This window comes from uncultured Psychrosphaera sp., assembly GCF_947500655.1.
GTDB lineage: Bacteria > Pseudomonadota > Gammaproteobacteria > Enterobacterales > Alteromonadaceae > Psychrosphaera.
The window spans coordinates 210,281-222,603 of sequence record NZ_CANMSK010000001.1 but is presented as its reverse complement, the minus strand read 5'-3'; the positions used below and the strand labels follow the sequence as shown (position 1 = coordinate 222,603).

Genomic DNA, 12,323 nt, shown 5'->3' with positions numbered 1-12,323 from the left:
GATTATGATTTTACCTGTCATTATGGCTGGCGGTTCTGGCACTCGTTTATGGCCGCTTTCTCGTGGAAATTACCCAAAGCAATTTTTGGCTTTGGGTGACTCACAACAAACTATGCTGCAAGCAACGTTAACGCGCTTGGCTGATATTGAACATGCCCCTGCAATGTTAATTTGTAATGAAGAGCATCGCTTTATTGCTGCTGAACAAGTACGTCAAATAAATGCGCAACACTCAGGCATATTTTTGGAACCAGTTGGTAGAAATACCGCACCAGCCATTGCGCTAGCGGCGTTAAAAGCGGTGGAAACTGGAGATGATCCTTTATTGCTGGTATTAGCGGCTGATCATGTAATTGATGATGACGTTGCATTTACTGAATCAGTAAAACAAGCCGCTGAGTTTGCCGAGCAAGGTAAAATGGTTACGTTTGGTATTGTGGCTAATAAACCAGAGACGGGTTATGGCTATATTAAACGTGGGCAAGCAGCAACCGGCTCAAATAACGGTTATGTTGTTGATCAATTTGTTGAAAAACCAGACGAGAAAACCGCAAAAGAATATGTAAAAAGTGGCGATTATTATTGGAACAGTGGCATGTTCTTATTTAAAGCGAGTCGTTATTTGGATGAATTAAAAAAACACCGTCCAGATATTTACGCCGCTTGTGATAATGCGATGAGAGTACAAAGTACTGATCTTGATTTTATCCGTATAGATAAAGCTGCATTTGAAGTTTGCCCTGATGACTCTATTGATTATGCGGTAATGGAACCACTCTGCAGTGACAACAGTAACGATGATGTTGTTGTGATCCCAATGGATGCTGGTTGGAATGACGTTGGTGGTTTTTCTGCATTATGGGAAGTGTCAAAACAGGATACTTACGGTAACGCATTTAAAGGTGATGTTGAGGCGGTAAATACCACCAATACACTTGTAGTTACAGAAGACAAATTGGTTGCTACGGTAGGTGTTGATAATTTAGTGATTATTAATACAAAAGATGCAGTACTTGTTGCTCATAAAGATGAGTCGCAAAAAGTAAAAGAGATTGTTAATAAACTTAAAAGTGAACAGCGCCCTGAAGCTACTTTACATAGAGAAGTTTATCGCCCTTGGGGCAAGTATGACTCGGTAGATAATGGTGATCGTTTTCAAGTTAAACGCATTACTGTGAAGCCGGGCGCTAAGTTGTCTGTGCAAATGCATCACCATAGAGCTGAACATTGGATTGTTGTTTCTGGAACGGCAATGGTGACAAATGGTGAAGAGAAGATCTTGTTAACTGAGAATCAATCTACTTATATTCCAATTGGTATTGTTCACGCGCTGGAGAACCCAGGTAAGGTCGACTTAGAGCTAATTGAAGTTCAAGCTGGTTCTTATTTAGGTGAAGACGATATTGTGCGTTTTGAAGATAGATATGGACGTATTGGTAAGTAGAGCAGGGGCTAGTTATATAGCTCAAATTAAACACACTTAAAGCTAATAATAAAGAGAATGAGTATGTTGATATCAGCAGAAGTATTAAAAAATAGTGATGTTAAATTTGGTACCAGTGGCGCAAGAGGTTTAGTTACAGACTTTACCGCAGATGTTTGTGCTGCATTTACAGTTGCCTTTGTAAACGCTATTACCAAAAACTTTAAGTTTACCCATTTAGCGTTAGCAATAGATAATCGTCCAAGCAGTTATAAGATGGCAATGAATTGTGCAGCGGTACTTGAGCAGATTGGGATCATACCAATTTATTATGGCGTGTTACCTACACCGGCTTTGGCGTATTCAGCTATGGAAGACAATATGCCAGCCATTATGATAACGGGTAGTCATATTCCGTTTGACAGAAATGGACTTAAGTTTTATCGCCCAGATGGAGAAATATCTAAGCAGGATGAACTCGATATATTGTCAAATATTTCTACCTTTAATTCAATTAAACAGATACCAGAAATGTCTGCGGATTTATCTGCGGGCGAACGTTATAAATTGCGATATACCGAGTTGTTTAATGACAATTGTTTGCAAGGAAAACGTATTGGTATTTATGAGCATTCAAGCTCTGGTCGTGATTTATATAAACCTTTATTTGAGTCTTTAGGTGCAGAAGTTATATCGCTGGAAAGAACAGACACTTTTGTTCCTATAGATACTGAGGCTGTGTCAGAAGAAGATAAAGTTAAAGCACAAAAATGGTCTGATGAATATCAGTTAGATGCCATATTTTCAACGGATGGTGATGGTGATAGACCATTGGTAGCTGATGAAAATGGAGATTGGTTAAGAGGTGATATTTTAGGTGTGTTGTGTGCCAAAGCTCTTAAAATTGAAGCGCTTGCGGTTCCTGTTAGTTGTAATACAGCTATAGAGTTAAGTGGTTTATTTGAAACTGTAGTTAGAACTAAAATCGGCTCGCCTTATGTTATTGCTGAATTTGCTAATTTAGCAAAAAGTAAGTCAAGTATTGCTGGCTTTGAAGCTAATGGCGGTTTCCTTTTGGGAAGCGATATTACAATTAATAATAAGGTGTTAAAAGCATTGCCAACACGTGATGCCGTTTTGCCAGCAATTATGTTGATGTCAGATGATAAAAAAATTACAGCTTCTGTAGGTTTATTACCAAAACGTTACACTTATAGTGACAGAGTTAAAAATTTTGCGACATCTAAAAGTCGAGAAATAATTAATTATGGTTTAACACATACTCAAGGATTGTTAACAACATTGGGTTTTGAAAATAATACCGTTAAAAATGTGGACTCTACAGACGGCTTAAGGATAACACTAGATAATGGCGACATTATTCATTTGAGACCATCTGGAAATGCTCCAGAATTAAGATGTTACAGTGAAGCTGACACTATGACATCAGCACAAAATTATGTCAGTAAAGTGTTAACTTTATTAATAAATTAAGTCAAAAATAAGTAACAATATTTTGCTAGTTTATTCAATATTTTCATGTGATTAAGTTACCGTTTAGTGTAAAATATATACAAAATAATAAGGTAAAAAATAATGGATACAAAAAAAGGGATTATTCAGAACCATACCGCTCAATTTACGTTGATGTATCGTGCTATTGATCTCATTATAATTCATTTTACTCTTCAGTTTGTTTGTCATTTTTATGATATTCCATTCTCTGAACGCTATTTGATTTTAAGCTTTATCGCTATGATCTCATTTGCGTTTCTAGGCGAAATGTTTGGTTTGTATCGTTCATGGAGAACAACTAAAACCAATAAAATGCTGCTCTATACTCTTACCGTTTGGTTTTTAACTAGCTTTGTATTTTTAACTTTCTTGTTTTTCTCAAAAACAAGTACAGATCTCTCACGAGTTGTTGTCGGTGTTTGGTCCGTTATTGTTGTTATTGAATTAATGCTATGGAGAACACTTTTTAAAGCGTTTTTAATAGCGATTAGAAAAAAAGGTTATAACTCTAGAAAAATTGCTGTTTTAGGTGTTACCAATTCCGGTTGCCGTTTAGTTGAAGAGTTATTTGAAAATCCAGAAATAGGTTTAGATTTTCATGGCTTTTATGACGATAGAGTCCCTGAACGTTTATCTGCAACGTATTCTCCCTTTGTGAAAGGCTCTATAGATGAAGGTATAGATCTTGCTAAAAATGGGGGCGTTGACATTGTTTATATAGCAATGCCTATGTCTGCACAAGACAGAATTAAAGACATTTTATTAAAGTTAGGTGATACGACTGTGGAAGTGCATGTTGTTCCTGACTTTTTTATGTTTAATTTAATAAATTCAAGTATTGGACAAGTTGGGAAAGTTCAAACCATTAGTGTTTATTCATCCCCATTTAGTGGCATAAAGTCCACAATAAAGCGTATTGAAGACTTTATTGGTGCAGCATTAATTTTATTACTGATCGCCATTCCAATGTTGATCATTGCTTTATTAATAAAATTGGACTCAAAAGGACCTGTTTTGTTTAGACAAATTCGTTATGGGCAAGACGGAAAGCAGATAAAAGTTTATAAGTTTAGATCAATGACTACTCAAGATAATGGTGATGTAGTTAAACAAGCCACAAAAAATGACGCAAGAATTACTAAGCTGGGGGCTATTTTAAGAAGAACCTCTTTGGACGAATTACCTCAGTTTATTAATGTTTTACAAGGACGTATGTCAATAGTTGGCCCAAGACCTCATGCAGTAACTCATAATGAAGAGTATAGGAAGTTGGTCGACTTTTATATGTTACGACATAAAGTTAGACCTGGCATTACCGGCTGGGCGCAAATAAATGGATGGCGTGGAGAAACTGACACACTAGAGAAAATGAAAAAAAGAATAGAATTTGATTTAGAATACATAAGAGAATGGTCATTGTTTTTAGATATGAAAATAATTTTTTTGACTATTTTGAGAGAGTTTAACAATAAAAACGTGCACTAAAGCTTAACTATAAAGCTGTGCATACAACACTAAAAGATGGAATCTTGCTATGGTTAATAATATAAAACGAAACAAAAGTCTTTACCGCTTATCACTTTTAAGTGTCTTGGTTGCAAGCGGAGCCGTACATGCAAACCAAACGTTTTCACCAGCTGCAATACCGTTGGATAATGGTATTAACATTACTCCAACAATATCAGTTGCATTAAAGAACGATGATAATGTTACGTTCCAAACTGAAGATGAAATTGCTAGCTTGGTGACCGTTATAAATCCAGCCGTAAATGCTGTTTTGGATGATGGTGTTAATGTTTATAGTTTCAATTATTCTGGAGTAAGTGGAACATACGCTGACTCTGAAGATGATAACTATTTTGACCACAATGTAGGGTTATCTGCGAATTTAGGACTTTCTGCCTATACAGCGTTAGATCTAGCAGCAGGATACACTGGTGGGCATGAGCCTAGAGGTACAGGTAATTCTGAAGGTAATGCTGATGCTATCAGTGAGCCAACTCTATATTCTAATATGTCACTTTCGGCCAATTACAGTTATGGACTTAAAGAAAGTAACGGACGTATTGAATTGTCTGGGCTTATTAATGATAAAGCTTATGATGAATCTTTATCTGTGACTAATGGTGTGATTACTGATTTAACTGAAGGTAAGGATTTTACCTCTAGTAAACTTGGTGGCGCATTTTACTTCCAAACGGGTGCTGGCGGTGAGTTATTTATTGAAGTATCAGATTCATTAATTCGTTACGAAGATTCAGGTTCAAGTCGTGACAGCGATGATGCAAGAGCTTTAGTTGGTATAAAATGGGAAGCAACGGCGTTAACGTCTGGCTCATTTAAAGTTGGTATACAGAATAAAGCATTTGAAACTGATGCAAGAGATGATTTTAGTGGTTTAGCATGGGAAGGTAATATTCAATACCAACCGTTTACATTCTCAACTTTTACATTGACTACGTCATCAGCAGCTAAAGATCCAAGTGTTGTAGGTGATTATATTGAAGATGCGGTTTACTCAGCTAGCTGGATGTATAACTTCAGTGATGCAGTTGATGCAAGTCTTTCATATAGCTTGAACACGGAAGATTATGTAGGTGGAACTGCTGATGGCCGAGCAGATGAAACATCTATGTTTAGTGCTAACTTAGATTATGCATTCAGATCTAACGTTTTAGTAACGGGTTCATTGAGTAACATGGAAAGAACGTCAACAACTGCGGGTATTGGATTTACTCAAAATGTTGTTGGTATAAACGTAACAGTTGGTATGTAATAAAATGAAAACACTAAAGAGCCCATTTAATTGGGCTTCTTTAGTTCTAAATATTTTGGTTTTAACTGTTCTGCTAATTGGATTTTCTAGTTATGCAGCTCAGTCGAAGCCAAGTTATGTATTTGGAGCTGGAGATGAAATCGAGATCACTGTTTTTGGACAGGAAGATTTATTTTTAAAAACCATATTAACGTCTGACGGTAAAATCAATTTTAGGTTTATTGGTGAAGTGTTGGCTGTTGGTTCAACCAAGTCAGATTTAGAAAAAGAAATACAGCAAAAGCTAAAAGGGGATTATTTAATAAATCCTACCGTTTCTGTCAATATTCTTAAATATAGAAATATATATGTACACGGTGAAGTAGATAAACCTGGTGGTTTTGCATTTGAACCTGGTTTTACCGTTAACAAGGCTATTTCTATGGCGGGCGGTTTCACTGAACGTGCGGCAAATGATAAATTGTATCTTGTAAAAGAAGGTCAACTTGAGACTAATAGAGTATTAGTTGAGTTATCAACGGATATTGAGCCTGGTGATACACTTTATATAGAAAAACGTTTTTTTTAATAGTGTTAACTTTGTATTTTAAAGCGCCTTAATAGGCGTAGAAATGGAATAAAAAAATGAGTGATCCAGTTGTTCTGCCAACGAAGGCAAATGAAGAAGTTTTAGATTTACGTCAATACTGGAAAGTAATAAATAAATCAAAATTTAAAATCCTTAGTTTTGCGATGGCAATTACGTTATTTACTATCGTAGTTGTTATGTCTATTACACCAAGTTATCAATCTACGGCAACGCTTTTAATTGAAGCTGAAGCAGCTAAAGCCGTGTCAATTGAAGATGTTTATGGTATTAATTCGGCACAGAAAGAATACTTTTTAACGCAATTTGAAATTTTAAAATCTAAATCACTTTCTGAGAAAGTAATTAAAGATATGTCTTTAAAAGATAAAATAGAATTTGCCGGAGACCCATCTAGTTTTAGTTTAAAAGGTTGGATTAAAAGTGTTTTAGGTCTATCCAATAGCGGTGATGTTCTATCTGAAGAAGATATTGAGCGTATTAAAAATCATCAAATATTAGATGTTTTTGTTAAAAAGTTGTCTATATCCCCAATTAGAAAAACTCAATTAGTTAATATTACATTTGAATCTGAAGATCCTAAATTAGCAGCAGATATTGCTAATACTTTGGGCGAAACATATATACAAAATTATATAACCTCAAAAAATAATGTGACTAAAAAAGCGGAAGTTTGGTTAAACAGTCGCCTTGAGGGATTAGAAGAAAACTTGCGCTTATCTGAAGATGAGTTACAAAATTTTATAACGGAAAATGAATTAACCGTTATAAATGGTGTAGCTGAGATCACTGGTGAACGTTTACAAGCATTACAAAAACGTTTAATTGAAGAAGAGCAGATTAAAGCTCAAATAAACAGTGTTAATGAGATTTTTAAAAGTAATGGAGCAAAAGATATATCTGAACTCGCGGGTTTAGAAATTATAGCCTCCAATAAAACCGTTCAAGATTTTAAACAAGATCAGATTGCGGTTCAGCGTAAATTATCAGATTTAGGTCAAGTATATGGCCCTAAACATCCTAAAATGTATTCTGCCAAAGCTGAGCTAGTTGCCATTAATGACCGTATTAATGCCGAAATTATTAATTTAGCTGAAAACTCGGAAAAGCTATTAACGGCGGCTAATACGCGAATTAAAAATATTAAAAGTGATATTGAAGCGACGCGTATTGAACACCAGCATAATTTAAAACTTGAAAATAAATACATTCGATTCAAACGTCAGGTTTCTACTAACCGTAAGTTGTATGACACCTTTATTGAACGTGCTAAAGAAACGTCTATTACTAGTGATTTTGAGTCTGCTCATGCCAGATTTACTGACAGAGCATCCATTCCAATTTTACCGTCTAAACCTAAAAAGGGATTAATAGTTGTATTAGCCTTTATTGCTTCATTAGCTGTTGGTGTTGTATTTGTATTTGTTATTGATGCATTAAATGACTCGTTTAGAACAACAGAAGAAATTGAAAATAAGCTGGGGCAACGATTATTAGGTTTAATCCCATTAGTGAAACATGACAAAGATAAAGACTTGTCTTTGCATTGTTTTTATAAAAAAGATCAGCGGGCTTTTTCTGAGTCAATTAGAACATTAAGGACCAGCTTTACTTTAACTAATATAGATAAAGCACAACAAGTTATTCAGGTAACGTCTTCACAACCAAATGAAGGTAAAACCACAACCTCCATTAACATTGCTTTTGCTATGGCTCAAATGGAAAGTGTGTTGTTGATTGATGCTGATATGCGTAGACCTTCTATTTGTAAGCTATTTGGTTTACCTGCATATCACCCAGGTTTAGCAAATCTTATTGCTGGCACAGAAAAGTTAGAAGACTGTATTTATAAAGATGAGCAATCTGGTATAGACGTGCTTACCGCTGGGATGATCCCGCCAAATCCATTGGAATTATTATCGTCACCTAAATTTGTTGAGTTGTTGGCAGACTTTAGAACTAAGTACGATAGAATTGTTATAGATATGGCTCCAACTCAAGCCGTAAGTGATGCGTTGGTTGTATCAAAATATGTTGATTCTTTAATTTATATTATTAGAGCGGATTATACTCGCCAAAAAGTCGCTAAAAATGGTATTGGCCGTTTGCTTGAAGTAAACGCTAAATTGGCTGGTGTTGTACTAAATTATGTAGACGTAAGCAAAAAAGAGAATTATGAGGGCTATCATGGTTATTACGATTACTATGCGTATAACTCTGATGAGACCAATTAAGGTTAACTTTTAAATACCTAAGATAAGCTGCTTAATATTATGATTGATATACATTGTCACTTTTTACCTAACATAGACGATGGCGCATCTGATATGGATGAAGCTATTGAATTAGCAAAACTGGCTGTTGAAAATAATATTAAGCACTCTATTTTGACGCCACATATTAATATTGGACGTTTTAATAATAACTTGGCTGTTATCAATGAAGCTGTACAAGGATTTAAAGTAGAACTCGAGAAGCAGGGGATACCACTTAATGTTTATTCTGGCGCTGAAGTAAGAATTAGCCCAGATATTATGCCTATGATTGAAAAGGGGAATGTTCCATTTATTGGTAAATGGAAAGGTATGGATGCTTTGTTGCTTGAAATGCCCCATAGTAATATTCCCATTGGTTCAGACAAGTTGGTTAAGTGGCTAATTAAGAAAAATATTATTCCTATTATTGCTCATCCAGAAAGGAATAGGGATGTGCAAAAAGACATGTCTGTTCTTAAACCTTTTATCCAATTAGGCTGTTTATTCCAAGTTACCGGTAGTTCACTATTAGGTCACTTTGGTGATATTTGTGTCACAAGATCAATAGAATTACTTGAAATGGGCGTTATACAATTTATTGCCAGTGATGCTCATAATATTAAACGTCGTCCACCAATGCTAACTGAAGCGGTTGCGGTAGCAGCAAACGTTATTGGTGAAGCTGAAGCGAATAAGTTGGTGTATGATAATCCAGCACTATTATTAGATATAAACTAATGCAGTCACTTCCTGACAATCCAATGAATGCTCCAATAAGTGGCTCAATGAATGACTCAATAAAAAAACGTAAGAAAAGAACAAGTAAAACAAAAGCTAAATTGCCTTTGCCTATATTAATGCGTAAAGCTGCTTTGGTTGTGATATTTAGTTTATTAATATTTGCGATTAGTTTTCCTGTTAAATACGGGATTGCTAATGTTCAGTATTATGCGGCAGATCATTTATTAATAAGTTGGCATAAATCTCCACAAACACTCAATGTAAAATCTTGGCAACAAGCATTCAAATCAATTAATAAAGCAAATGAGTTGCAACCAAACCATCCACTGTATTTAGATATAAAAGGTAAGGTATTACTTTGGGGGCTCAATTTGAGTGACTCAGAAATAATGCCAAAGCCTCAATTACTTAACTTAGCTCTAAACTCATTTAAACAAAGTTTAAAAATTAGACCTGTTTGGGCTAATACTTGGATTGATTTGGCAATGACTAAATGGCATTTAAATCAAATTGATGATGAGTTTTGGTTAGCACTAGAAAAAGCCGAAAAATTTGGTCCTTATATGCCAGAAGTTAATTTAGGTTTATCGACTATTTATATGGCATTTTGGCCACAACTGACAATCATTCAAAAAGCCAAAGGCATAGAGCAAATTTCACGGACTATGATACAACCGTATAATAAAGATTATTCGTTTAATTATAGAAGTGCACTTATTGAACGAGTAAAATTGTATAAAAAAGAAAATGTTTTTTGTACTTTGATAAAAGTAAATAAAAAGCTAAAACATTTTGGCCGTCATTCATCTATAAAAAAATTATGTGCTGGTTAATTTCTAGTTAATTATTTTGTATATTTCCCCATTAACAATGGTAATGAATTTTAGTTATTAAGGAGATTTCTTGCTGATTAGATTTATTTATCGTCTTTATTTTTAGTTTGATTGTTTATTATTTAACCACTCATTGATAACTTGTTTTATTAAATTTCTCAAAATTTTAGATAAAATTGCTCCAAATCATAAAATTAACGATAAAAAACGATAATAGTTAGCATATATAGGCTTTTGGCTATTGCTTATTGTTTGCTAAGCGTTTACATTTCTTTTTCCAAATTCAAATAAATGGAATAATAAAAATGAATAAAAGTGAACTAATCGCAGCCATATCTTTAGGTGCAGACATTTCAAAAGCTGATGCTGAAAAAGCATTAAATGCTACTACAGCTGCAATCACAGCTGAGCTTGCTGGCGGAAGTGATGTTTCTTTAGTTGGTTTTGGTACATTCAAAGTGAATGACAGAGCCGCTCGTACGGGTCGTAACCCTCAAACTGGTGCTGCTATTCAAATCGCTGCTGCAAAAGTTCCTGCATTTAAAGCGGGTAAAGGATTAAAAGAAGCTTGTAATAGCTAATTTAAAATCTTTATATTATAAACGCACCTTTTTAGGTGCGTTTTTTATTTCTGCTGTAAAAATATTTCCTTCAAACCTTAAAACCTTAAAACCTTAAAGCCTTCAAGCCTTCAAGCCTTCAAGCCTTCAAGCCTTCAATCCTTCAATCCTTCAATCCTTCAATCCTTCAATCCCCACGGTTTAAAGCTCTTTACTAAAAAATGTAAAAAAATACTTTAATAGTGATCTTTAATTTAATTAACTGCGTATAGCTGACTATGTGTTTAATTATGGACAGGTCTTATGCAAGTTGTACAATCAAGCTTATCAAATAAAATAACAGGTCATATAATTAGCTCTATGCATAGTCCAATAGAAAACACGGATATTTGTTTGTGGTTAAATGCTGTTGCCACATCTAGAGATAAATCTGCATTTACACAATTGTTTCACTTTTTTGCCCCTAAGATTTTAAATATATCAAAGTCAAAGCTTTCTAATAAAACCTTAGCCAATGAAGTTGTACAAGAAACTATGTCAAATGTTTGGAAAAAAGCCCATTTATTCGACGAGTCAAAAGGTGCTCCAACGACTTGGATATACACCATAATGCGTAATGTCACTTTTGATATTTTACGCAAGCTGCAATCAAACAAAGAAGATAATTTAAGTGATGATATTTGGCCAATGGTAGAAATGGCTGAAGTAGACGACGAACCTTTCTCTGATCACTTAGAGCAAAAACAAATATTATCGGTTATTGATAAATTGCCGCAAAACCAGCAAGAAGTCATAAAAGGCTTTTATTTTATGGAAATGTCTCAAGAGCAGCTGGCACAGCATCTTGATTTGCCAGTTGGTACAGTCAAGTCCAGATTGAGACTCGCGTTAATTAAACTCAGAGGATTGTTAGGAGTAAATAATGATTAATCACCATCCTAAGATTGAATTATTAATACAATATGTAAATGGTGAGTTACCTGCATCTATTTCTGCAGGCATAAAAATCCATGCTGATCTTTGCCCTAAATGTAATAACCAAATTATTGAATTAACTAAACATGCAGCAGAAACAAGTTTTGCTCAAGAGGATACCCTTGTTGGTATTGGCTCTGAGGTTTTGAGTTTAAAAGGCGACGAGCCTGAGTATAACTTTGATGCACAAAGTATGATCAACAATATTACTGACATGCCAGCAGAAACAGAATTAAAAGTTGATGATACGCCAGTGTCGATAACATTGCGTGGCGTAGAGTATGAATTGCCTAACGTAATGAAACATATGTCATTGGGTAAACCTGCTCAAATTGGCAAGCTAAGCCGTTCTAGAATATTACTTGATGAAGGGCATATCCATTCAAGTTTATTACGCATAGAAGCCGGAGGTTCAATTCCAGAGCATACTCATAACGGTTATGAAATCACCTTGTTACTAGAAGGCAGTTTTAAAGACGATATGGGGGAATACGTTGCTGGTGACTTTATTGTGTTAGATGGTAAACATCAGCATCAGCCAATGTCGGAATTGGGATGTTTGTGCTATACCGTAGTAAGTGACTCGTTGCATTTTACTCAAGGTATCAACAAGCTACTTAACCCAATAGGTTCTTTTATTTACTAAATGTATTTATTAG

At 34.8% G+C, this 12,323-nt stretch carries 11 protein-coding genes; all 11 read left to right on the top strand.

Features of this window, described 5'->3' with window-relative positions; all coding sequences use genetic code 11:
• Positions 1 to 4 precede the first annotated feature (4 nt).
• The 11 genes from Q0940_RS00965 to Q0940_RS00915 all read left to right on the top strand — a co-directional run bounded on the left by Q0940_RS00965 (position 5) and on the right by Q0940_RS00915 (position 12,310).
• Complete coding sequence (locus Q0940_RS00965; RefSeq protein WP_299262841.1) at positions 5 to 1,444, top strand: mannose-1-phosphate guanylyltransferase/mannose-6-phosphate isomerase; 1,440 nt, start codon at positions 5 to 7, stop codon at positions 1,442 to 1,444.
• 63 nt (positions 1,445 to 1,507) lie between these two features.
• Entirely contained in the window at positions 1,508 to 2,917 is a 1,410-nt protein-coding gene (locus Q0940_RS00960; RefSeq protein ID WP_299262839.1) for a phosphomannomutase, read from the top strand.
• A 102-nt stretch (positions 2,918 to 3,019) separates the two neighbouring features.
• The gene (locus Q0940_RS00955; protein WP_299262837.1) at positions 3,020 to 4,423 is read left to right on the top strand and encodes an undecaprenyl-phosphate glucose phosphotransferase; all 1,404 of its coding nucleotides are present in this window, start codon (positions 3,020 to 3,022) and stop codon (positions 4,421 to 4,423) included.
• 49 nt (positions 4,424 to 4,472) lie between these two features.
• Positions 4,473 to 5,714, top strand: coding sequence for an outer membrane beta-barrel protein (locus Q0940_RS00950; RefSeq protein WP_299262835.1), 1,242 nt, complete (start codon positions 4,473 to 4,475; stop codon positions 5,712 to 5,714).
• 4 nt (positions 5,715 to 5,718) lie between these two features.
• On the top strand, positions 5,719 to 6,282 hold the full coding sequence (locus tag Q0940_RS00945; RefSeq protein WP_299262833.1) for a polysaccharide biosynthesis/export family protein: 564 nt from the start codon (positions 5,719 to 5,721) through the stop codon (positions 6,280 to 6,282).
• Between the two features lie 56 nt (positions 6,283 to 6,338).
• Positions 6,339 to 8,534, top strand: coding sequence for a polysaccharide biosynthesis tyrosine autokinase (locus Q0940_RS00940; RefSeq protein WP_299262831.1), 2,196 nt, complete (start codon positions 6,339 to 6,341; stop codon positions 8,532 to 8,534).
• 39 nt (positions 8,535 to 8,573) lie between these two features.
• Positions 8,574 to 9,293, top strand: a complete 720-nt coding sequence (locus Q0940_RS00935; RefSeq protein ID WP_299262829.1) for a CpsB/CapC family capsule biosynthesis tyrosine phosphatase — start codon at positions 8,574 to 8,576, stop codon at positions 9,291 to 9,293.
• On the top strand, positions 9,293 to 10,129 hold the full coding sequence (locus tag Q0940_RS00930; RefSeq protein ID WP_299262827.1) for a VpsP family polysaccharide biosynthesis protein: 837 nt from the start codon (positions 9,293 to 9,295) through the stop codon (positions 10,127 to 10,129). The genes Q0940_RS00935 and Q0940_RS00930 overlap by 1 nt, the downstream gene beginning before the upstream one ends.
• Before the next feature lie 305 nt (positions 10,130 to 10,434).
• The gene (locus tag Q0940_RS00925; protein ID WP_299262824.1) at positions 10,435 to 10,710 is read left to right on the top strand and encodes an HU family DNA-binding protein; all 276 of its coding nucleotides are present in this window, start codon (positions 10,435 to 10,437) and stop codon (positions 10,708 to 10,710) included.
• Positions 10,711 to 10,992: 282 nt separating this feature from the next.
• Entirely contained in the window at positions 10,993 to 11,619 is a 627-nt protein-coding gene (locus Q0940_RS00920; protein ID WP_299262822.1) for a sigma-70 family RNA polymerase sigma factor, read from the top strand.
• The gene (locus tag Q0940_RS00915; protein ID WP_299262820.1) at positions 11,612 to 12,310 is read left to right on the top strand and encodes a ChrR family anti-sigma-E factor; all 699 of its coding nucleotides are present in this window, start codon (positions 11,612 to 11,614) and stop codon (positions 12,308 to 12,310) included. Before Q0940_RS00920 ends, Q0940_RS00915 begins: the two co-directional genes overlap by 8 nt.
• Positions 12,311 to 12,323 lie beyond the last annotated feature (13 nt).